This is a genomic window from Brevundimonas faecalis (assembly GCF_040549405.1).
GTDB classification, from domain to species: domain Bacteria; phylum Pseudomonadota; class Alphaproteobacteria; order Caulobacterales; family Caulobacteraceae; genus Brevundimonas; species Brevundimonas faecalis.
This window is the reverse complement of record NZ_JBEPTF010000007.1, coordinates 78649-102001: the sequence shown is the minus strand read 5'-3', so window position 1 is coordinate 102001 and position 23353 is coordinate 78649. Positions and strand designations below refer to the sequence as shown.

The following is a 23353-nucleotide window of genomic DNA, read 5'->3' as shown; positions in this document are numbered from 1 at the left end:
ATGAACTTCTCCCGCTTCTTCATCGACCGCCCGATCTTCGCGGGCGTGATATCGGTGTTCATCACCCTCATCGGGCTGTTCGCCTATCCGATGCTGCCCCTGTCGCAGTATCCGGAGATCGCACCCCCGACGATCACCATCAACGCGGCCTATCCGGGCGCCTCGGCCGAGACTCTGGCCGAGACCGTGGCGGCCCCCATCGAACAAGAGGTCAACGGCGTCGAGAAGATGCTGTACCTGACCTCCTCGTCCACCTCGGACGGCGCCGTGGCGATCACGGTGACCTTCCAGCCGGGTACGGATCTCGATTCCGCCCAGGTGCTGGTGCAGAACCGCGTCGCCCTGGCCGAACCCAAGCTGCCCGAGCAGGTCCGCCAGATCGGCGTGACGGTCAACAAAGCCGAAAGCGGCTTCCTGATGATCGTCGGCCTGACCTCGCCTGACGGCAGCCTGGACAACGACTATGTCGGCAACTACGCCACCTCGACGCTGCGCGACCGCCTGCTGCGGATCGACGGCGTGGGCCAGGTTCAGGTGTTCGGCGGCGGCAACTATTCGATGCGCGTCTGGATCGACCCGGCCAAGGCGGCCGAGCGCGGTCTAACGGGTCCCGACATCGTCGCCGCCCTGCGCGCCCAGAACGTCCAGGCCGCCGCCGGCGCCATCGGCCAGCCGCCCTTCGCCACCAACGCCGCCGCCTTCCAGCTGCCGGTTCAGGTCCAGGGCCGTCTGTCCGATCCCGATCAGTTCGCCGAAGTGGTCATCAAGACCGACGCTCAAGGCCGCGTGACGCGCGTTCGCGACGTCGCGCGCGTCGAACTGGGCGCCCAGGATTACGGCATCCGCGGCTTCTTCGACGGCCAACGCGGCGTCGGCATCGCCGTCGTTCAGCAGCCGGGCGCCAATGCGCTCGGCACCGCCAACCGCGTCCTGGCCGAGGTCGAGGCCGTCAAAGCGGAACTGCCCGCCGGGATGAACATCTCCATCCCCTATAACCCGACGGAATTCGTCGCCGCCTCGGTCGAGGCGGTGCAGCACACCGTGTTCGAAGCCGTCGTCCTGGTGGCCATCGTCGTCCTGGTCTTCCTGCAGACCTGGCGCGCCGCCATCATCCCCATCGTCGCCATCCCCGTCGCCCTGGTCGGCACCTTCGCGGTGCAACTGGCCCTGGGCTATTCCATCAACTCCCTGTCGCTGTTCGCCCTGGTCCTGGCCGTCGGCATCGTCGTCGATGACGCCATCGTCGTGGTCGAGAACGTAGAACGCTACCTGCGACAGGGGCTGACGCCCAAGGAGGCCGCCTATCGATCGATGCAGGAGGTCTCGGGCGCCCTGATCGCCATCGGCCTGGTGCTGACGGCGGTGTTCGTCCCGACCGCCTTCGTCCCCGGCATCCCCGGTATCTTCTATCGCCAGTTCGCCGTCACCATCGCCTCTGCGGCGCTGATCTCGCTGCTGGTGTCGCTGACACTGTCCCCGGCCATGGCGGCGCTGCTGCTCAAGCCGCACGTCGACCATGCCAACGTCCGCAAGCCGGGCCTGTGGGGCGCGATCACCTACTACGTCCGCTGGGCCGGCGATAAGTTCAACCAGGGCTTCGACTGGCTGTCGGACAAGTACGGCCGCCTGACCGCTCGTCTGGTGCGCTCGCTGATGGTCGTCCTGATCATCTATGCGGGTCTGCTGGCCCTGACCGGCTGGCGCCTGGTCGACACGCCCTCGGGCTTCATCCCCGAGCAGGACCAGGGCTTCCTGATCGGCGTCGTCCAGCTTCCGGCCGGCGCCTCCCTTGACCGCACCGAAGCCGTGATGAAACGCGCCAACGAGATCATCCAGAAGACCGAAGGGGTCGACGGCACCGTCGCCTTCGCCGGTCTGGACGGCTCCAGCTTCTCGTTCGGCTCCAACGCCGCGACCATCTTCGTGCGCCTCGACGCCTTCGAGAACCGCACCAAGGAACAGGCTGCGACCGCCCTGGCCGGCGCCATCACCGGCGCCACCGGCGGCATCGAAGAAGCCAACATCTTCGTCATCGCCCCCCCGGCCGTTCAGGGCCTGGGCAACGGCAACGGCTTCAAGATGATGATCCAGGACCGTTCCGGCGCGGGTTACCGCGCGCTGGAAGGCGCCACCTTCGCCATGATGGGCGGCGCGGCCCAGATGCCCGATCAGGTGCAGCAGGTCTTCTCGACCTACAACACCGGCTCGCCCCGCATCGCCGCCGACGTGGATCGCAACAAGGCCCTGATGATGGGCGTCCAGCCCTCGGCCGTGTTCGACACCCTCGGCGTCTACCTGGGCTCGTCCTACATCAACGACTTCAACCTGCTGGGACGTACCTTCCGCGTCACCGCCCAGGCTGAACCGTCGGCGCGCGACGACATCGCCGACATCGCCAACCTGAAGACCCGCTCCGCCTCCGGCGCCATGGTGCCGATCGGCGCCGTCGCCAACCTGCGCGAGGACTCCGGTCCTGCCCGCGTCGTCCGCTACAACCTGTTCCCGGCTTCCGAGCTACAGGGTCAGGCCGCGCCGGGCGTCTCGTCCGGCCAGGGCATCGCGGCGATGGAGCAACTCGCCTCTCAAGCCCTGCCGCAAGGCTTCAGCTATGAGTGGACCGAACTGGCCCTGCAGGAGAAGCAGGCGTCGGGCGGGGCATCGATGATCTTCATCATGGCCGTGGTCTTCGTCTTCCTGGTGCTGGCGGCGCAATATGAGGCCTTCACCCTGCCGCTCGCGGTGGTGCTGATCGTCCCCATGTGTCTGCTCGCAGCCATGATCGGGGTGAACATCCGTGGACTGGACAACAACATCCTGGTCCAGATCGGCTTGGTCGTTCTGATCGCCCTGGCGGCCAAGAACGCCATCCTGATCGTGGAGTTCGCCAAGCAGGCCGAAGAGGATGAGGGCATGGATCGCTTCGAGGCGGCCGTCTACGCCGCCAAGGTGCGCCTGCGTCCGATCCTGATGACGTCCTTCGCTTTCATCTTCGGCGTCGTGCCGCTGATGCTGGCGACCGGCCCCGGCGCCGAAATGCGCCAGTCGCTGGGCACGTCGGTCTTCTCCGGCATGCTGGGCGTGACCTTCTTCGGTCTGATCTTCACCCCGGTCTTCTACGTCATGATGCGTTGGCTCTCCGCCAAGCTGCCCAAGACGCCGGAGAAGCCGCGCGAGCTGCCGACCACCTACGGCGCTCCGCCGCATGATCCGTACGACCCCAACGACCCCGCGCCGGACTCGCCGCAGCCGACGACCCCGCGCCTGGGAGACGCCTGATGAACCGCAAAGCCCTCTCGCTCCTGACCGCTTCCGGCGCCGCGCTTCTGCTCGCCGCCTGCGCGGTCGGGCCCAAGGCACCGGATCCCACGATCCCCGTCCAGGGCCAAGGCGCCTTCATCGGTTCGCAATCCGCCTCGGTTTCGACCGAGGCGGCCCGCGACGACTGGTGGCGGCTGTATGACGACGCGACTCTGGACGGTCTGATCCAGCAGGCCCTGACCGAGAACAACGAGCTGGAGGCGGCCGCGGCCAATCTGCGCGCCGTCCGAGCCTCGCTGTCCGAGGCGCGCTCGGGTCGTTTCCCGACCACCACGACCTCGGCGAACGCCAACCGCAGCCGGTCGTCGACGATCACCAACCCGGCCGCGAACGGCGCCAAGCTGCCGGAAGTCGAAACCTATGACGTCGGCCTGGACGTCTCCTATGAGGTGGATCTGTTCGGCCGGGTGGAATCTTCCATCCGCGCCGCGCGGAACGACGCCGCCGCCGCCGCCGCCGCCCTGGAGGTCATCCGGGTGACGGTGGCCGCCGAAACGGCCCGGGCCTATGCCGACACCTGCTCGGCCAACGCCCAGATCGCCGTGGCGGAACGCACCATCGACCTGCAGTCCAAGACCGTCGACCTGACCCAGCGCCTGCTGGACGGGGGATCGGGCAACGGCCTGGACGTCGCCCGCGCCCGCGCGGCCCTGGAACAGACTCGCGCGGGCCTCCCGCCCCTGCGAGCCCAGCGCGACGGCGCCCTGTATCGCCTGGCCACCCTGACCGGGCGCACTCCGGCTGAGGCCAGCGAAGCCGCGCGCGCCTGCCAGTCGCCGCCTCGCCTGTCGCACCCGATCCCGGTCGGCGACGGCGTGACCCTGCTGGCCCGCCGGCCCGACGTGCGTCAGGCGGAGGCCCGCCTGGCCGCCGCCGCCGCGCGCGTCAACGTCGCCACGGCCAACCTCTTCCCCAGCATCCGTCTGGGCGGTTCTCTGGGCTCCACGGCCCTGGACGGCTCGGATCTGGGCGAAGACGCCAACTTCCGCTTCAGCTTCGGCCCGCTGATCTCCTGGTCCTTCCCTAATGTCTGGGCGGCCCGGGCCCGGATCAAACAGGCCGACGCGCAATCGGACGCGGCCCTGGCGACCTTCGACCAGACGGTGCTGACGGCCCTGCAGGAGACGGAGACCGCGCTCAGCGCCTACGCCAATGAACTGGATCGCCGCTCGGCCCTGCGCATCGCACGGGATCAGGCGGCGACGGCGGCCCGCCTGTCGCGTCTGCGCTTCGACGCCGGCGCCGACAGCTTCCTGACGGTGCTGGACGCCGAACGGACCCTGGCCGGCGCCGACTCCTCCCTGGCCGCATCGGAGGCCCAGGTGGTCACCTACCAGATCGCCCTGTTCAAGGCCCTGGCTGGCGGTTGGGATCAGGCGCCCGACCCCGAAGCCTGACCGATCAGATCCCTTCTGATCCTGACGCCCGGCGGGTCGCCCCCGCCGGGCGTTTTCTTTTGCCCGTGGCCTCTTCAGCGATCGGACATCGTCGCCGAATATTTCACTGGTTAAGGGGTAAAAATCGTTCTCGTTGAAAATTTTCCACGGATCAAGCGTGACCTTCGCGTCGATCTTGCACTAGGGAGAAGGCGTGACCCAGGCCGCCGCCCTCTCCGATCCCGACGCTGTGACGCGCACCCCCGCCGTCGCCGTTGCGCATGCGCGCCGTCTGGTGATCAAGATCGGCTCCTCCCTGCTGTTCGACGCCGCTCGCCGCGCCGTGGCCGTAGACTGGCTGGCGTCCCTGACGTCCGACATCGCCGCGCTCCGCGCCCAGGGGAAGCAGGTCATTGTCGTCTCCTCGGGCGCCGTGGCCCTGGGACGCGGACGGCTGAACGTCGCGCCCGGCCGCCTGCAGGACAAGCAGGCCGCCGCCGCCGTCGGCCAGACCCTGCTGATGCACGCCTGGGAGGAAGCCCTGGCCCCCCATGGCCTGATCGCCGCCCAGGTCCTGCTGACCCGCGACGATACGGAACGCCGTCGCCGCTGGCTGAACGGCCGCGCCACCATCGAGACCCTGCTGGCCCACGGCGTGGTTCCCGTAGTCAACGAGAACGACACCGTCGCCACCGAGGAAATCCGCTACGGCGATAATGATCGTCTGGCCGCCCGCACGGCCCAGTTGGCGCGCGCCGACCTGCTGATCCTGCTGTCCGACGTCGATGGCCTGTACACCGCCGACCCGCGTCGGGATCCGGACGCGCGCCACCTGCCTCTGGTCGAAACGCTGAGCCCCGACATCCTGAGCATGGCCAGCGGCGCCAACGCCGAAGCCGGCGTCGGCACGGGCGGCATGGCCACCAAGCTGGCTGCAGCCCAGATCGCCCGTTCGGCCGGCTGCGCCACCATCATCGCCTCGGGCCTGACGCCGCATCCGCTGAAAGCCATTGCGGACGGCGCCCGCGCCACCCTGATCACCGCCCCGGCCACGCCCCTGGCCGCCTGGAAACAATGGATCGCCGGCAGCATGGCCCCCGGCGGTTCGCTGACCCTGGACGAGGGCGCCGTGCGCGCCCTGAAGGCTGGAAAAAGCCTGCTGCCCTCGGGTGTGGTCGCCGTCAGCGGCCGGTTTGAAAAGGGCGAAAGCCTGCGTCTGCTCGACCCGTCCGGCGCGGTCGTCGGGGTCGGTCTGGCCGCCTATCCCGCCGACGAGATCGCCCTGATCCGAGGCCGCCATTCAGACGAGATCGAGAGCCTGCTCGGCTATCGCGGCGCCTCGGTCGTGATCCATCGCGACGACTTGGTTCTGGAGGATCGATGACGGACGTCGCCGCCTTGATGTCGGACATGGGCCGCCGCGCCCGAGCCGCCGCCGACGCCCTTCGCGCCACGTCGCCGCAAGCCCGGACCGACGCCCTGACCCGGCTGGCCTCCGGACTTCGCGCCGCCGAGGCCGAGATTCTGGCCGCCAACGCCCGCGACATCGAGAACGCCCGCGCCTCTGGTCTGTCCGACGCCTTGATCGACCGCCTGGCCCTGACGCCCGCCCGCGTAGAGGGGATGGCCGTCGCAGTCGAGACCATCGCCGCCCAACCCGATCCGGTCGGCGCCGAAATGGCGCGCTGGACCCCCGCCAACGGCCTGGACATCGCCCGCGTCCGCACCCCGATCGGCGTCCTGGGCGTCATCTACGAGAGCCGACCCAACGTCACCGCGGACGCCGCCGCTCTCTGCCTCCGTTCGGGCAACGCCGCCGTCCTGCGCTGTGGATCGGACTGTCTGGAATCCTCGCGCGCCATCGCCGCCGTGATCGCCCAGACCGTGGCCGAGGCGGGCCTGCCCGCCGACGCCGTTCAACTCGTCCCCGTCGCGGATCGAGAAGCCGTCGGCGCCATCCTGTCCGGCCTCGACGGCGCGATCGACCTGATCATTCCGCGCGGCGGAAAAAGCCTGGTCGCCCGCGTCCAGTCGGAGGCGAAGGCGCCGGTGCTGGGGCACCTTGAAGGCCTGTGTCACACCTATCTGGACGCAGCCGCCGATCTCGACGTCGCCCGGCGCGTGACCTTGAACGCCAAGATGCGACGCGTCTCCGTCTGCGGCGCGACCGAGACCCTGCTGGTGGATCGTGCGGCCGCCGCCCGCCTGCTGCCGCCCGTCGCCGCCGACCTGATCGCCGCCGGGTGCGAACTGCGCGGCGACGCCGAAGCTCGCGCCCTGGTTCCAAGCATGATCGAAGCGGCGGAAGCCGACTGGACCTCCGAATACCTGGCTCCCGTCCTCTCCGTGCGGATCGTGGACGGAGTATCGGGCGCCGTGGACCACATCCGCCGCTACGGCTCGGGCCATACCGAGGCGATCATCACGACCGACGCCCAGGCCGCCCAACGCTTCGCCGACGGCGTGGACAGCGCCATCGTCCTGATCAACACCTCGACCCAGTTCGCCGACGGCGGCGAGTTCGGCTTCGGCGGAGAAATCGGCATCTCCACCTCCAAGCTTCACGCTCGCGGTCCGGTCGGGGCGGAACAGCTGACGACCTACAAATACCTGGTGCGCGGCCAGGGCCAGACGCGCCCGTAGACGGCGGCGTTATCCTTTCTCCGGCAGGGCGTAGGCGATCAGGTAGTCGCCTTCCGGCGTCTCCATGAAGTGATGCCCGCCGGCCATGATGACCAGATACTGACGGCCGTTCTGCTCATAGATCATGGGGTTGGCCTGGCCGCCCGCGGGCAGGACGTCGGACCACACCGTCTCGCCCGTCTCAATGTCGATGGCGCGGATCAGGTCGTCGGTCGCCGCCGCGATGAAGATCAGGCCGCCCGCCGTCACCGCCGAGCCCCCGTTGTTGGGCGTGCCGATCTCCAGCGGCAGCATGGAGGGAATCCCGAACGGCCCGTTCTTCCTCGCCGTCCCGAACGGGCGGTCCCACAGGGTCCGGCCTGTCTTGAGGTCGATGGCGCGGATTCCGCCGTAGGGCGGCTGCTTGCACAGCAGGCCGGTGAACTTGACCCGCCAGCCCGCATTCACGTCGATGGCGTAGGGCACGCCGATCTGCGGGTCTCCGGCTCCCTCGGCCTTCGGCTTCGACAGACTGCCGCCACGGTTCGCCAGTTCCTTCTCGCGCTCGATGTAGCGGGGATCATCGCGCGGGAACCAGCCCAGCTTGTCGGCCTCGGCGCGCGGCACCAGCCGGTTGTGGTTGGGCATGTCGTTGTAGTTGGCCACGATCACGCCGCGCGCCGGATCCACCGCCACCCCGCCCCAGTCCGAGCCGCCATTGTAGCCCGGATACTGGATGAAGTGCCGGTCCGCGGTCGGCGGCGTGAAGTATCCCTCATAGGACGCCTGGTGGAACTGGATCCGGCAGAACATCTGGTCGATCGGCGACATGCCCCACATGTCGCGCTCCGTCAGATCGGCCTTGCGCAGAGTATGGAACAGAGAGAAGGGCTGGGTCGGACTACGCTGCGACGGCTCCACGCCGCCCTGAGGCACGCGCCGCTCCTCCACCTTGTGCAGAGGCTGCCCCGTGCGCCGATCCAGGACATAGATGTCGCCCTGCTTGGACGGCAGGATGACGGCCGGCACGCCTCCGGGCAGATCGACCAGGGTCGCCTGGGAGCCCAGATCATAGTCCCAGACGTCCTTCCTCACGGTCTGGAAATGCCAGCGCGGCTTGCCCGTGGTCACATCCAGCGCCACCAGGGAGGTCGAATATTCATTCTCGGCCGGACGACGCAGACCGGAATAATAGTCCGCCGCCGAGTTGCCCATCGGCAGATAGACCAGACCCAGGGCCTCGTCCGCCGTCGCCGTCGTCCACATGTTCGGCGTGCCGGGCGTATAGGTCTGACCCTCCGGCGGCAGGGCGGTGATGTCGGGCCGCATCATGTCCCAGGCGAAGCGCAGCTGACCCGTGACGGCGTCAAAGCCTTGAATGACGCCCGAGGCGTTCCAGCGCTTCTGCCCGTCCAGAACCTGATGACCCGTAACCACCACGCCGCGCACGATCACCGGCGCTGAGGTGATGGAGACCATGCCGGGATAGGGGTTTCCCATCCCGGTCTTGATGCTGACGGCGCCATTGGTTCCGAACCCGGCGCAGGGCGCGCCCGTGCGGGCGTCCACGGCGACCAGACGCCCGTCCAACGTGCCTTCGATGATGCGCGTCGCACAGGGTTGGGCCGGATCGAGGTTGGGAACCACATAATGGGTCACGCCGCGACAGGCGGCCGTATAGGGAATCTGGTCGTCCGCGACCTTGGGATCATAGGTCCACTTCTGCTTGCCGGTATTCGCATCCAGGGCGAACAGCCGGTTGCGGCCCGAGCAGAGATAGAGGATGTCGCCGATCTTCAGCGGCGTGGTTTCCGCCCCGAAACGGTCCCCGGGCAGGTCGCCGGTCCGGAAGACCCAGGCCCGCTTCAGCCCCTTCACATTGTCCTTGTTGATCTGGGACAGGGGCGAATAACGCTGGGCGCTCTCCGATCCGCCCCAGGCGGGCCAGTCCGCCCCGACCTTGAGCACGGCGGGATCGACCACCCCGCCCTGCCCCGCCGCCGGCACCGGGCTTTGCACCCGCGCCTTGTCGGCCTGAGCCACCACCACGCCAGAGATCAGAGCCAGAACCACGATCAGGCCGATCCCGCCGAACGCCAGCCTGCCGCCCCCGCCCTCACGTTTCAAAGCGGGGAAGGACAGGACGACGAGAATCAGCAGCACCAGCGGCGCGATCACACGAGGGACCAGGGCCCAGCCGTTCAGTCCCGCCTCCCACAGCGCCCAGACGACCGTGCCGATGAAGATCAGAATGTAGAGCCAGGCGCCGGTCGCCTTCAGTAGGGCCAACAGCCCCCCGGAGAGGATCATCAGCAGACCGACGATCAGATAATAGGGCGAGCCGCCCAACATGATCAGTTGACCCCCGCCGATGGTCAGCGTCAGACCGATCAGGGCGATGACCACTCCCAGCAATCGCACCAGGACGCTTCCGAATCCGCGTCCACGTTCAATGGATGACATGGCTGTCGACTCCCGAGGGTTCAACTTGGCCTTGCCTCAACCCTCCGAAAGCCGGGCCGTTCCCGAAAGCGGCGAAAAAGCGACCAAAGAAAAGGGCGACGCCGCAGCGCCGCCCTCTCCGGTCATTCTGATGTGATCCGTCAGTTGACGGGACGACCCTCGACGTCGACCACCTGAACCTCGCCCAGGTTGAGGGCGCGGATCTTCGGCTCGATGGCGGCGCGATCGCCGACCACCACCCAGGTCGTCGGCCCGTCGCCGACCAGGGCGCGCGCCGCGACGGAGGCTTTCTGCGGCGTGGTCGCGTTCACCGAGGCGGCGTAACCGTCGTAGTAGTTCTCCGGCACGCCATAGACGACCATGCTAGTCAGATCGCCCGCCACGGCGGCGTTGGTCTCCCAGTTGCCGGCCATGCCCAGCACCAGGTTGGAGCGCACGGCGGCGATCTCGTCCTCGGTCAGGGGGCGCGAACCGACCACGTCGCTCAGCTCCTTGCGGATCTCGACCAGGCTTTCGGCGGTCTTGTCCGACTGGACCCCGGTCGAGACTAGGAACATCCGCTCGCCGCGCGTGGTGCGGATACCCGACCCGGCGCCGTAGGACCAGTGCTTGTCCTCGCGCAGGTTCATGTTGATGCGGCTGGTGAAGGCGCCGCCCAGGGCCGTGTTGGCCACATCGAAGGTCCCCTCGGTCGCCGCGTCGAAGGCCGGCGCCAGACGGCCGGCGGTGATCGACGACTGCGGCCCGGCGCGGTCCACGATCAGGACGCGCGGCGCCGACCGCGACGGCAGGGCCGGGGCGGCTGGCTTGACCGGCAACGGCGTCGAGGGCGCGCGCCAGGTACGGAAGGCCTTCTCCAGCGCCGGGGCCAGTTCGGCCTGGGTCGTGTCGCCGACCACCACCAGGGTGGCGTTGTCGGGGCGGAACCAGGTCGCGTGATAGGCCTCGGCGTCGGCGGGCGTCAGGGCCTGAACGCTGGCCTCGGTGCCCGAGGTCGGACGGCCATAGGGGTTTTCGGGACCAAAGACATTGGCCGCCAGAACCCGGCTGGCGATGGCGCCGGGGTTGCGGTTCGACTGCTGGATGCCGGACACCTGCTGAGCCTTGGCCCGCTGGAAGTCCTCGGCTCGGAAGGCCGGATTCTGGATGATGTCGGCGTAGAGGGCCAGCGAGGGCTCCAGCCGCGACTCGATCGCGTTCAGCGAGACATTGGTGTAGTCGACCGCCGAACCCGCGCCGATCGAGGCGCCGAGCAGCTGCATCTGATCGCTGATCTGCAGGGCCGTCAGCCGGTCGGTGCCGTTGGTCATGACGGCCGGCGCCAGCTGGGCCACGCCGTTCTTATCCGCCGGATCGGCCGCCGAACCCGCCTCGACGATCAGGTTCATGCTGACGGTCGGCACGCCAGTGCGCGGCGCCAGCACCACCTTCAGCCCGTTCGACAGGGTGAAACGCTCGAAGCTGGGGAAGTCGGCCTGGGGCGCAGCGCCCGGGTCCGGCATCTTGCTCCGGTCGGCGCCGGTCGCGGCCGTGGTGAAGTCGGGGAAGGGCAGGACTTCCAGGGCATAGCTGCCGTCGGTCAGCCAGTCGCGACCCGCGCCCGTCAGGTTGGCGGGCGTGGCGGTCAGCAGGCGCTCGTAGCTGGTCTTCCAGGCGCCCGGGTCGCCGAGGAAGACCTGGCTCTCGGCCAGGCGGTCGGACTTGCCGCCGAAGCCGCCGATGCGCTCCAGGCCGCGCACCAGACCGGCGCCGGTGACGGTGCGGGCGCGCTCCAGTTCCTCGGCGCTCGGGCCGTCGCGCAGCAGGCGGGCCATTTCCTCATCCACCACGCGCTCGATGGCGCCCAGGTCCTGACCCGGCTTGGCGGTGACCATGACCACGAACTGGCTGCCGATCTCGCTTTCCGAGGTGCCGGCGAAGACGCTGGTGGCGACCTGATCGTCGAACACCAGACGCTTGTGCAGGCGCGAGGTGCGGCCCGACGACAGGACCTGGCCCAGCAGGCCCAGATAGTCAGTGGCGGCGTCGCCCGCCGGCGGCACGTTCCACACCTTGTAGAGGCGCGGCTGGCCGACGCGGTCGTACATGATCTCGCGCTGCGCCCCCTCCATCCGCGCAATCATGCGCTGCGGCTGTGTGACGGGCGGGCCCGAGGGAATGTCGCCGAAATAGTGCTCGACCTTGGCGCGAGCTTCCTCGGGCGTGATGTCGCCGGCCAGGACGATGACGGCGTTGGCGGCCCCGTAATAGTCGCGGAACCAGCCCTTCACGTCGTCCAGGCTGGCGGCGTCCAGATCGGCCATCGAGCCGATGACGGTGTGGCCATAGGGGTGGTCGGCCGGATAGGTGGCCTCGGTGATCGCGTCCCAGACGCGGCCATAGGGCTGGTTCTCGCTCTGGCGCTTCTCGTTCTGGACGACGCCGCGTTGCTCATCCAGGCGCGCCTGGTCGATGGCGCCCAGCAGGTGGCCCATGCGGTCGCTTTCCAGCCACAGGACGCTGTCCAGCGCCGAGGTAGGCACGTTCTGGAAATAGTTGGTGCGATCGGTGTTGGTGGTGCCGTTCTGATCGGTGGCGCCCAGCAACTCGGTCGCCTTGAAGAAGTCGTTGTTGAAGTTCTCCGACCCGTTGAACATCAGGTGCTCAAACAGGTGGGCGAAGCCCGAACGGCCGACCGGCTCGTTCTTGGACCCCACATGATACCAGATGTTCACCGCCACGATCGGCGCCTTGTGATCCTCATGGACGATCAGAGTCAGGCCGTTCGGCAGCACCATCTTGGTGAAGGGGATGTCCACGTCCGGCAGGGCCGGAAGGGCTGCGGCGGCGGCCCGGTTCTGGACGGCGGGCGGCGCGGCGGGCGCCGGAGCGGCGTGAGCGGCGGCGGCCAGAAGGCTGACGGCGGCCCCGCCCAGAAGGGCCAGGCGGCGAGCGGCGATGGTCATGAGGTCCCCCAATGCGATGTCGCGATGGCGAGACCGTAACGACGCTACGCCTTCAGAAACCAACCTTTCCAAAATTTAATCCGCCCCGGCGGCCATCACGCGCCTTCCAGATCGAAATTTCGCGCTGCGACGCACACCGATAATCGGTCGTAACATGCACTACACACAAGCTACACCACGACTTCATGCCCAAACTCATCATTTTCAGGCTTTAGTGAGAAAAATATTTGCACACCTGCCCCATGTTTCGCTTTAATGAGCAGATGCAAAAAGGCGGTCGTTCCAACCCTGGTGGTTTTCTGATTGAGCAGCGTCGGCTGGAGAAACAGCCCGCTGAGTTGCGCGTGCGCGCCTTTACGGAGATCACGCTCAAACCCACCGCCGACAGCGGGACAGTCCAGGCGTCGCGCTGCACCGACTGCGGCGTGCCCTTCTGCCAGAACGCCTGCCCGCTTCAGAACAACATCCCCGACTGGCTGGCCCTGTCGGCCGACGGCGATCTGCGCGAAGCCTGGCGCGTCGCCTCGGCCACCTCGACGATGCCGGAAATCTGCGGCCGCATCTGCCCGCAGGACCGTCTGTGCGAGGGCGCCTGCACCCTGCAGCAGTCGGGCTGGGACGGCGTGACCATCGGTTCGGTCGAGGCCTGGATCGCGGATGCGGCCTTCGACAACGGCTGGGTCGAACCCATCCGCCCCCTGGCGGAACGCGGCCAGAGCGTCGCCGTCGTCGGCTCCGGCCCCGCTGGTCTGGCCGCCGCCGACCGCCTGCGCAGCGAGGGCTACGCCGTCGTCGTCTATGACCGCCACGACCGCGCGGGCGGCCTGCTGACCTACGGCATCCCCGGCTTCAAGCTGGAAAAGCGCATCGTCCAGCGCCGCATCGATCGTCTGGTCGAGGGCGGGGTCGAGTTCGTGCTCAACACCAATGTCGGCGTCGATGTGACGATGGACGAACTGCGGTCGCGCCATGACGCCGTCCTGCTGGCCATGGGCGTCTATCAGGCCCGCACCCTGGCCGTGCCGGGCCGGGGTCCCAACGACACCGTCGCCGCGCTCGACTTCCTGATCGCCCAGAACCGCGTCGACTGCGGCGACGCCGCCGATGCGTCCGCGCCCCACGCCGCCGGTCGCGACGTCGTCGTCGTCGGCGGCGGCGACACGGCCATGGACTGCGTCCGCACCGCCATCCGCCAGGGCGCCGCCAGCGTCGTCTGCCTCTATCGCCGCGACCGTGAAAACATGCCCGGTTCGGCCCGCGAGGTGCAGAACGCCGAGGAGGAAGGCGTCCGCTTCGAATGGCTGGGCGCGCCCAAGGCCCTGATGTCCAAGGGCGAAGCTGTCGTCGCCGTCCGCGCCCAACGCATGGCCCTGACCGAGGCCTCGGCCGGCGGCCGTCGCGACATCGCCCCTGTGCCCGGCTCGGACTTCGACCTGCCCGCCGACCTGGTGATCGAGGCTCTGGGCTTTGAACCCGAGGCCTTCGCCGAGCAGCTCGACGCAGGGCTCGGCCTGACCAGATGGAACACCCTGCAAGTGGCGCGTGGCGGTTTCGCCACCACCCTGCCCGGCGTGTTCGCCGCCGGAGACGCCGTGCGCGGCGCCTCCCTCGTCGTCTGGGCCGTGCGCGACGGCCAGGACGCCGCGGCCGAGATCGACCGCTACCTGCGCGCCCGCACCGAGGAAGCCGCGGCATGACCGACGCCACGCAACAGAACTGGCTGGCCCAGTATGAAGAGAACCGCGCCCGCCTGATCGAGAGCGGCGCCTATGACCCGTCGTCGGAACGCGACGCCTGCGGCGTGGGTCTGGTCTGCGCCATCGACGGCAAGCCGCGCCGCGAAATCGTCGAGATGGCCATCAAGTCGCTGAAGGCCGTGGCCCACCGCGGCGCGGTCGACGCCGACGGCCTGTCCGGCGACGGCGCCGGCGTCATGATCGAACTGCCCCAGGCCTTCTTCGCGGCCCAGGTGCGCGCCGTCGGCCAGACCCTACGTCCCGGCCCCATCGCCGTGGGTCAGGTCTTCCTGCCGCGCACAGACCTGGGCGCCCAGGACCACGCCCGCGCCATCGTCGAGGCCGAGGCCATCCGCTCAGGCTTCTACATCTACGGCTGGCGCCAGACCCCGCTGGACCTGTCGGTCGTCGGCGTCCGCGCCGACGCCACCCGGCCCGAGATCGAGCAGATCATGCTGGCCGCCCCGGAGGGCATGGAGATCGAGGAGCTGGAACGCGAGCTCTTCCTGTGTCGCCGCCGCATCGAAAAGGCGGTGCAGGCGTCCGGCCTGAACGGCTTCTACCTGTGCTCCCTGTCAGCCCGCTCCATCGTCTACAAGGGCATGGTCCGCGCCGAGCTGCTGGGTCAGTTGTATCACGACCTGAACGACCCCACGGTCGAGGCCGGCTACGCCGTCTTCCACCAGCGCTACTCGACCAACACCTTCCCCGAATGGAAGCTGGCCCAGCCCTTCCGGATGTTGGCCCACAACGGCGAGATCAACACGCTTCAGGGCAACCTGAACTGGATGCGCGCCCACGAGATCCGCATGGCCGCATCGGCCTTCGGCGACCGCGACCAGGAGGTCAAGCCGGTGGTCCAGCCGGGCGGTTCAGACTCGGCGGCGCTGGACAATGTCTTCGAGGTTCTGGTCCGCGCCGGTCGCCCAGCCCCCCTGGCCAAGGCCCTGCTGGTTCCCGAGGCCTGGTCCTCGGACGACGTGGTGATGAAGCCCGAGCACCGCGCCCTCTACGCCTATTGCAATGCGGTGATGGAGCCGTGGGACGGTCCCGCCGCCCTGTGCGCCGTCGATGGTCGCTGGGTCGTGGCGGGCAAGGACCGCAACGGCCTCCGCCCCCTGCGCGCCGTGGAAACCGTGGACGGCCTGCTGCTGGCGGGCTCCGAAGCCGGCCTGGTTCCCCTGCCCGAGGGCCGCATCAAGCGTCGCCTGCACATCGGCCCCGGCAAGCTGATCGCCGTCGATCTGAAGCATGGCCGCATCTACGACGAACACGAGGCCGTCGACGCCCTGGCCGCCGCCCAGCCCTATGAGCAGTGGCTGGAGAACATGGTTGATCTGGAGCCGATCATCGGCCCCGGACCCGAGCCGCGCGCCGCGACGGGCGAGGCCCTGATCCGTCGCCAGATCGCCGCCGGCTTCAGCCGCGAGGATCTGGACCTGCTGCTGGACGCCCTGGTCCGCGACGGCAAGGAGGCGGTCGGTTCCATGGGGGACGACGCTCCGCCCGCCGTCCTGTCCAGCCTGCCCCGCCCCCTGGCCCACTACTTCCGCCAGAACTTCAGCCAGGTGACAAACCCGCCCATCGACCCCCTGCGCGAAGCCGGGGCCATGAGCCTGAAGACCCGCTTCAAGAATCTGGGCAACATCCTGGCCCAGGACGAGGCCCAGACCGAGGTCTTCGTCCTGGACAGCCCTGTCCTGACCACCGGCATGTACCAGCGCCTGCTGGGCGTCGTCGCCGACGGCTCAACCACGGTGATCGACTGCACCTACCCGGTCCCGGCTGAGGGCGACCGCTCCGGCGCCGGCCTGCGTCAGGCCCTGGACCGCATCCGCGACGAGGCCGAGGCCGCTGCGCGCGAGGGCGCCACCCTGATCGTCCTGACCGACGAGCACGCCTCGGCCGAGCGTCTGGCCGCGCCCATGATCCTGGCCACCGCCGGGACCCACGGTCGCCTGATCGCGGCGGGCCTGCGCACCTATTGCTCCCTGGTCGTGCGGTCGGCCGAGACCCTGGACCCCCACGCCTTCGCCGTTCTGGTCGGGGTGGGCGCCACCGCCGTCAATCCGTGGCTGGCGCAGGAACTGTTCCAGGAACGTCTGGATCGCGGCGCCTATCCGGGCCTGACGCTCCACGACGCCTGCCTGAACTACAAGCACGGCATCGAGGCCGGTCTGCTCAAGGTGCTGGCGCGCAAGGGCATCAGCATCATCTCCGCCTATCGCGGCGGCTGCGAGTTCGAGGTCCTGGGCCTGTCGCGAGCCCTGGCCGCCGAGTTCTTCCCCGGCGCCCCCTCGCGCATCTCCGGCATTGGCCTAGCCGGTCTGGAGCAGGCGGCGCTCAAGCGTCACACCGTGGCCTTCGGCGCAGCCGTGCCTTCCCCCTCGATGGGCGGCTTCTTCCGCATCCGTGCGGGCGGCGAGGCCCACGCCCATGACGCCAAGACCATCCACCTGTTGCAGGACGCGGTGAACCGCGGCGACTACAAGCGCTTCAAGCAATACTCCGAGGCCGTCCGCGAACAACCGGACCTGGCCCTGCGCGACCTGCTGGACTTCAAGGACGGCCTGACCCCGGTCCAGCTGCACGAGGTCGAGAGCGTCTCGGACATCCGTCGCCGCTTCCTGTCCCAGGCCATGTCCCTGGGCGCCCTGTCGCCTGAGGCGCATGAGACCCTGAACATCGCCATGAACCGGATGGGCGCGCGCGCTGTCTCCGGCGAGGGCGGCGAGGACCCGGCGCGTTACGTCCCGCGCCCGAACGGCGACAACGCCAACTCGGCGGTCAAGCAGGTGGCCTCGGGCCGCTTCGGCGTCACCGCCGAATACCTGAACCAGTGCCGCGAGATCGAGATCAAGGTGGCCCAGGGCGCCAAGCCCGGCGAGGGCGGCCAGTTGCCCGGCTTCAAGGTCACCGAGTTCATCGGCCGGATGCGCCACGCCGTTCCGGGCACCACCCTGATCAGCCCGCCGCCGCACCACGACATCTATTCGATCGAGGACCTGGCCCAGTTGATCTACGACCTGAAGGCGATCAATCCCGACGCCAAGGTCACGGTCAAACTGGTCTCGGCCACCGGCATCGGCGCCATTGCTTCGGGCGTGGCCAAGGCCAAGGCCGACGCCATCCTGATCGCTGGCCACAACGGCGGCACAGGCGCCTCGCCCCAGACCTCGGTCAAGCACGCCGGGATGCCGTGGGAGATCGGTCTGGCCGAGGCGCATCAGGTGCTGAGCCTGAACCACCTGCGCTCGTCGGTGTCCCTGCGCGCCGACGGCGGCATCCGCACCGGTCGCGACGTGGTCCTGGCCGCCCTGCTGGGGGCCGAGGAATACGGCATCGGCACCTCGGGCCTGATCGCCATGGGCTGTCTGATGGTGCGCCAGTGCCACTCCAACACCTGCCCGGTCGGCGTCTGCTCGCAGGACGAGCGCCTGCGCGCCAAGTTCACCGGCACGCCCGAGAAGGTGGTCAACCTCTTCACCTTCATCGCCGAGGAGGTGCGCGAGATCCTGGCCTCCATCGGCGCCCGCACGATCGACGAAATCGTCGGCCGCACCGACCTGCTGCGTCAGACCCGGCGCGGCGGTTCGCACCTGGACGACCTGGACCTCAACCCCCTGCTGATGAAGGTTGATGTCGACCGTCCCGGCCGCTGGGCCGACAAGGTGCGCAAGCCCGTCCCCGAGAGCCTGGACGCCCAGGTGCTGAAGGACGCCCAGGCCTTCCTGGAACGCGGCCAGACGCTGGAGCTGTCCTATCCGCTGAACAACACCCAGCGCACCGCCGGCGCCGGCGTTTCGTCCGCCATCGTCCGCAAGTTCGGGCCTGAGGGTCCGCAAGGGCGTCTGAAGCTGAAGCTGGAAGGCATAGCCGGTCAGAGCTTCGGCGCCTTTGGGGCCAAGGGCCTCATCCTCGACGTCACGGGCGAGGTCAACGACTATGTCGGCAAGGGCCTGTCCGGCGCCGACATCCACGTCCGCCCCCACGAGTGGCGCGAGGATCAGCAAGTCTGCGGCAACACCACCCTCTATGGCGCGACCTCGGGCCGTCTGTTCGTGGCGGGGGCGGCGGGCGAACGCTTCGCCGTCCGCAACTCCGGCGCCGAAGCCGTGGTCGAGGGTCTGGGCGCGCACGGCTGCGAATACATGACGGGCGGTCGTGTGGTCGTCCTGGGCTCGGTCGGCTGGAATCTGGCGGCGGGCATGAGCGGCGGCGAGCTGTTCGTCCTCGACGCCGACGGTCGCGCGGCTCAGGCCCTGAACGGCGACATGGCCGGGGTGGGTCGCATCGACGCCGAGGCCGAGGCCCGGCTGAAAGCCCTGATCGAGGCCCACGCCGCCGCCACCGCCTCGCCCCTGGCCAAACGCGTCCTGGCCGACTGGACGAAGTTCGCGCCGCGCTTCGTCCGCATCGCGCCCAAGACCGTCCTCGCCGCCGAGGCCGCCAACACCGACGTCAGGCTGGCCCAACCCGCCTGACGTCATCCCTTCCGCAGCGTCTTCTCCCCGAGACCTTCATGATATCACCGACGATCACCAAGGCCGCAGCATTCTGTTGCGGCCTTTTCGCCTTTGCGCTTGCGGCGCCCGCCTTGGCCGCAGCGCCCGCGTCCGCCCTTCTGGCGCATCAGGTCCCGCTGGCGCTGGACGGTCCCGGCACGGCCTGGATTCTGACCTCGACGGCCCTGGTGCTGATGATGACCCTGCCGGGTCTGGCCCTCTTCTACGGCGGCATGGTCAGGAAGAAGAACCTGATCGCCACCATCGCCCATTCCACGGCGGCCATGGCCATCGTCACCGTCCTGTGGTTCGTCGCCGGCTACACCCTGTCCTTCGGCACCAGCGGCGGCCCCGCCAACGGCTTCATCGGCAGCCTTCAGGCCCTGTTCCTCAACGGCGTCGGGGTCAAGACGGCCCACGCCCTGACCCCCGGCCTGCCCGAGTTCCTGTGGATCAGCTACCAGCTGACCTTCGCCGTCATCACCCCGGCCCTGATCGCGGGCGCCTTCGCCGAGCGGATCAAGTTCTCGGCCAGCGTCCTCTTCTTCACCCTGTGGCACCTGATCGTCTATGCGCCGATCTGCCATCAGGTCTGGGGCGGCGGCTGGATGGGCGAGCTGGGCGTGCTCGACTTCGCCGGCGGGGCCGTGGTCCACGTCAATGCGGGCGTGGCCGGTCTGGTCTGCGCCATCGTTCTGGGCCCGCGTCACGGCTGGGGTCGCGACAACATGGCCCCGCACAACCTGGCCTTCACCGCCATTGGGACAGGCCTGCTGTTCGTCGGCTGGATGGGCTTCAACGGCGGCTCGGCCGCGGGCGCCAATGAGATCGCCGCCGTCGCCGTCTTCAACACCCTGCTGGCGCCCGCCGCCGCCGCCGTCGGCTGGATCGCGGTGGAGTGGACGCTGAAGAAGAAGCCGACCCTGCTGGGCCTGTTGACTGGCGTGGTCGCCGGCCTCGTCGCCATCACCCCCGGCGCCGGCTTCGTCGATCCGAAAGGCGCCTTCTTCATTGGGTTGATTTCGGGCCCGATCGCCTATGTCGGCGCGGTCTGGCTCAAGCACAAACTCAAGTACGACGACAGCCTCGACGCCTTCGGCGTGCACGGCGTCGCCGGCATCGCGGGCGCCCTGCTGACCGGGGTCTTCGCCAACGCCGCCATCAACCCTCTCGCCGAAGGGGCCACGGTCTGGAAGCAGGCTATCGGCTTGGGCGGCGCCATGGTCTGGAGCGCCGTCGGCACCTTCATCGTGCTGATGATCTGCAAGTACACCGTCGGCCTGCGCGTGGAGAAGGAGGCCGAGATCGAGGGCCTCGACTACAGTCAGCATGGCGAGGTCCTGCACTAGCCGCGCTGTCAAAAGCGGGCGATCATCGTCCATGCTCTGGATCGTCCGCCCATTCCGCCTGCACGCCGCCCTGTGGCTGGGTCTTCTCATCCTGGGGGCGACTCTCCTGCTGACTCCGGACAGGTGGGACTGGACCATGCGCGTCGTCGCAGCCTGGGACGCAGGCGTCGCGGCCTTCCTCGCCCTGACCTTCGCTCGCCTGATGCGCGCCCGCTCCGTCAACGCCATCCGCAGACGCGCCGCCGAACTAGACCAGGCGGGCGGCGCCGTCCTGCCGCTCAGCCTTCTGGCCGCCGCCGCCAGCGTCTTCGTCCTCGTCATGGAGACGGCGAACGGCGGAAAGCCCACGATGGCCGAGGCCCTCTTCTCCGTGGCCACCATCGCCCTGTCCTGGGCCTTCATCCACCTGATCTTCGCCCTGCACTACGCCCACGGCTTCTACGCCCCGGCGGAGGACGGAAAGGGCGACCGCGAAGGCCTGATCTTCCCTGGCGAGGAAGAGGCCGACTATTGGGACTTCCTGCACTTCGCCATAATCATCGGCGTCGCCAATCAGACCGCCGACATCCAGATCAGCAGCCGCGCCCTGCGCCGCATCGCCTCGGTGCACAGCTTGATCGCCTTCGTCTTCAACACCGTGATCCTGGCCCTGGCGGTCAATATGGCGGTGAGCCTGCTGGGCTAGACCGCAGACCGACGCCTGCGACATTCTGTCCGCCCTGTGGCCCGCCTGCACTACCGTCGCTGCATCCCGGCTGTTAGAAAACATGGGTAGGCGTACGACACGGGGGTGTCTCAGGAGCGGGATCAAGACCATGCTCAACGTCAAACGCGCTGAAATCCTCGGCAGCACGGCTCTGGCCGCCGCCATATTGTTCCACACCTTCGACCTGGATCAGCAGGCGAGGGCTCAATCACAAACCCAGCCGGCCGCGCCCTGTTGCGAGAAACAGGGCGGAGCACAGGCCGACGCCGTCATTCGCGGCGGCGCTGTTCAGAAGGGCCGAGAGACCGGACGAGCCGCCGCCCCGGAAGACGCCTGGACGGTCAAAATGGGCGGCCACCGTCCAGAGGCCGCGGTCCAGACCGACCCCGCCGATCCGGCGACGACGCCTTCAGCCCCCTCGGCCGAGCGCAAGAGCATCAGCGAAAAGGGTCTCCCTCGCGCCGCGCCGCCGCCTGACGTTGCAAAAAGCATCAGCGAGAAGGGCGTGAGCGGCACTCGAAACCACTAGGTTTCCACGACCTCGACACAAGAGCGACCGGCGGCTTCGCCAGCCGCCGGTCGCCGTCGCCTTGTCTCCGCCGCAATCCGCCCCTATCTACGTTGCACCGCACTATGCGGTAACCGGCGCGCTCCAGCGCGTGAGGGTCTGATTTCGGACCTGTCTGTAGAAGCGCCCGGCTCCTCAAGATCATTCGTCGCCACATCACGCGGGGCGGCGCCCGTTCCCGGCCCTTGAGGCCAGGCGACGTGCGTCCTTCCCCCGGCATGCCCGGTCGCGCGCGTCGTCGTTCGTGAAAGACTGACGTGAGCAACACCACCTTCGAATCCATGGGCCTGAACAAGGCCATCCTCCAGGCCCTGTCCTCGACCGGCTATGAGAAGCCGACGCCGATCCAGGCCAAGGCCATTCCCGACGTCATGGCGGGCAAGGACCTGCTGGGCATCGCCCAGACCGGCACCGGCAAGACGGCGGCCTTCGCCCTGCCCATCCTGCACCGCCTGGCCGAGAACCGCATCCCGCCGCGCCCGCGCACCACGCGCGCCCTGATCCTGTCGCCGACGCGCGAACTGGCCACCCAGATCGGCGAGAGCTTCAAACAGTACGGCGCCCATCTGGGCTTCCGCGTCGCCGTCATCTTCGGCGGCGTGAAATACGGCGCCCAGGAACGCGCCCTGCAACAGGGTCTGGACGTCTTGGTCGCCGCGCCGGGCCGCCTGCTGGATCACATCCAGCAAAAGACCCTGGACCTGTCGACCTGCGAGATCTTCGTCCTCGACGAGGCCGACCAGATGCTGGACCTGGGCTTCATCAAGCCGATCCGCCAGATCGTCAGCCGCATCCCGGCCAAGCGCCAGAACCTCTTCTTCTCGGCCACCATGCCGTCGGAGATCGGCAAGCTGGCCGGCGAGTTGCTGAAGGACCCGGTCAAGGTCCAAGTCACGCCGCAATCGACCACGGTCGAGCGCATCAAGCAGTCGGTGATCCACATCGAACAGGGCCGCAAGCGCGCCCTGCTGACCGAACTGTTCAGCGACCCCGCCTATACGCGCTGCCTGGTCTTCACCAAGACCAAGCACGGCGCCGACAAGGTCGCGGCCTATCTGGAAGCCGGCGGCGTCGAGGCCGGCGCCATCCACGGCAACAAGAGCCAGCCGCAACGCGAGCGCGCGCTTGAAGCCTTCAAGAACGGCAAGCTCCGCGTCCTGGTCGCCACCGACATCGCCGCGCGCGGCATCGACGTGGACAAGGTCACCCATGTTGTGAACTTCGAGCTTCCCTATGTGCCGGAAGCCTATGTCCACCGCATCGGCCGCACGGCCCGCGCGGGCAAGGACGGCACGGCGATCAGCTTCGTCGCCGGCGACGAGATGAAGCTGCTGAAGGACATCGAGAAGGTCACGCGCCAGAAGATCCCGGCCGTCGACCGCCGCAACGACAAGGCCCTGGCCCAACTGGACGCCTCCATCATGGCCTCGGGCGTGGCCAAGAAGGCCACCCTGCCCGAGCGTGAAGGCCGGGGCGACGGCGAAGGCCGCGGCGGTCGTCGCAACCCGCGTCGCGAAGGCGTCCGTCCCGAAGGCGGCGGCCAGCCGCATCGCCAGCGCAAGGGCGGCCGGGATCGCACCCACCACGCCGAGCGCCCGGCGGCCGCCTATGATCCGATGGCGAGCGAACGTCCCAAGTCCTCGCCTCGCGCCCAACCCGCCGCCGAGCCCAAGCCGGTCGGCGAACTGAAGCGCCGCCCCCGTCGTCGCCGCCCGTCCAACGGCGGCAAGGGCTACGGCTCGCAGGGCTGAGACGCTCCCTAGCC

12 protein-coding genes are annotated in these 23353 nt (G+C 68.6%); 10 read left to right on the top strand and 2 right to left on the bottom strand.

The window, feature by feature from the left end; translation table 11 throughout:
• The 4 genes from ABIE19_RS17385 to ABIE19_RS17370 all read left to right on the top strand — a co-directional run bounded on the left by ABIE19_RS17385 (nucleotide 1) and on the right by ABIE19_RS17370 (nucleotide 7337).
• Nucleotides 1–3276 (top strand): efflux RND transporter permease subunit, encoded by a 3276-nt coding sequence (locus ABIE19_RS17385; RefSeq protein ID WP_354090508.1) that lies wholly within the window; start codon nucleotides 1–3, stop codon nucleotides 3274–3276.
• Nucleotides 3276–4715: an efflux transporter outer membrane subunit gene (locus tag ABIE19_RS17380; RefSeq protein WP_354090507.1), complete on the top strand. Its 1440-nt coding sequence runs from the start codon at nucleotides 3276–3278 to the stop codon at nucleotides 4713–4715. The genes ABIE19_RS17385 and ABIE19_RS17380 overlap by 1 nt, the downstream gene beginning before the upstream one ends.
• Nucleotides 4716–4944: 229 nt before the next feature.
• Nucleotides 4945–6078: a glutamate 5-kinase gene (gene proB / locus ABIE19_RS17375; RefSeq protein ID WP_354090528.1), complete on the top strand. Its 1134-nt coding sequence runs from the start codon at nucleotides 4945–4947 to the stop codon at nucleotides 6076–6078.
• Nucleotides 6075–7337 carry a glutamate-5-semialdehyde dehydrogenase gene (locus ABIE19_RS17370; protein WP_354090506.1) on the top strand — a complete coding sequence of 421 codons (1263 nt, stop codon included), beginning with the start codon at nucleotides 6075–6077 and terminating at the stop codon, nucleotides 7335–7337. Before proB ends, ABIE19_RS17370 begins: the two co-directional genes overlap by 4 nt.
• A gap of 9 nt (nucleotides 7338–7346) precedes the next feature.
• On the opposite strand, the gene ABIE19_RS17365 is transcribed toward ABIE19_RS17370, so the two are convergent.
• On the bottom strand, nucleotides 7347–9737 hold the full coding sequence (locus ABIE19_RS17365) for a membrane-bound PQQ-dependent dehydrogenase, glucose/quinate/shikimate family (protein WP_354090505.1): 2391 nt from the start codon (nucleotides 9735–9737) through the stop codon (nucleotides 7347–7349).
• 182 nt (nucleotides 9738–9919) lie between these two features.
• Complete coding sequence (locus ABIE19_RS17360) at nucleotides 9920–12724, bottom strand: M16 family metallopeptidase (RefSeq protein ID WP_354090504.1); 2805 nt, start codon at nucleotides 12722–12724, stop codon at nucleotides 9920–9922.
• Nucleotides 12725–12987: 263 nt separating this feature from the next.
• On the opposite strand from ABIE19_RS17360, the gene ABIE19_RS17355 reads away from it, so the two are divergent.
• The 6 genes from ABIE19_RS17355 (at nucleotide 12988) to ABIE19_RS17330 (ending at nucleotide 23339) form a co-directional block, all read left to right on the top strand.
• Entirely contained in the window at nucleotides 12988–14421 is a 1434-nt protein-coding gene (locus ABIE19_RS17355; protein ID WP_354090503.1) for an NAD(P)-dependent oxidoreductase, read from the top strand.
• Entirely contained in the window at nucleotides 14418–18944 is a 4527-nt protein-coding gene (gene gltB / locus ABIE19_RS17350) for a glutamate synthase large subunit (RefSeq protein WP_354090502.1), read from the top strand. Before ABIE19_RS17355 ends, gltB begins: the two co-directional genes overlap by 4 nt.
• Before the next feature lie 38 nt (nucleotides 18945–18982).
• Nucleotides 18983–20314, top strand: coding sequence for an ammonium transporter (locus ABIE19_RS17345; RefSeq protein WP_354090501.1), 1332 nt, complete (start codon nucleotides 18983–18985; stop codon nucleotides 20312–20314).
• 31 nt (nucleotides 20315–20345) lie between these two features.
• The gene (locus ABIE19_RS17340; RefSeq protein ID WP_354090500.1) at nucleotides 20346–20999 is read left to right on the top strand and encodes a DUF1345 domain-containing protein; all 654 of its coding nucleotides are present in this window, start codon (nucleotides 20346–20348) and stop codon (nucleotides 20997–20999) included.
• A gap of 130 nt (nucleotides 21000–21129) precedes the next feature.
• Entirely contained in the window at nucleotides 21130–21549 is a 420-nt protein-coding gene (locus ABIE19_RS17335) for a hypothetical protein (protein ID WP_354090498.1), read from the top strand.
• Nucleotides 21550–21869: 320 nt separating this feature from the next.
• Nucleotides 21870–23339: a DEAD/DEAH box helicase gene (locus tag ABIE19_RS17330; RefSeq protein ID WP_354090527.1), complete on the top strand. Its 1470-nt coding sequence runs from the start codon at nucleotides 21870–21872 to the stop codon at nucleotides 23337–23339.
• The last annotated feature ends 14 nt before the right edge of the window (nucleotides 23340–23353 follow it).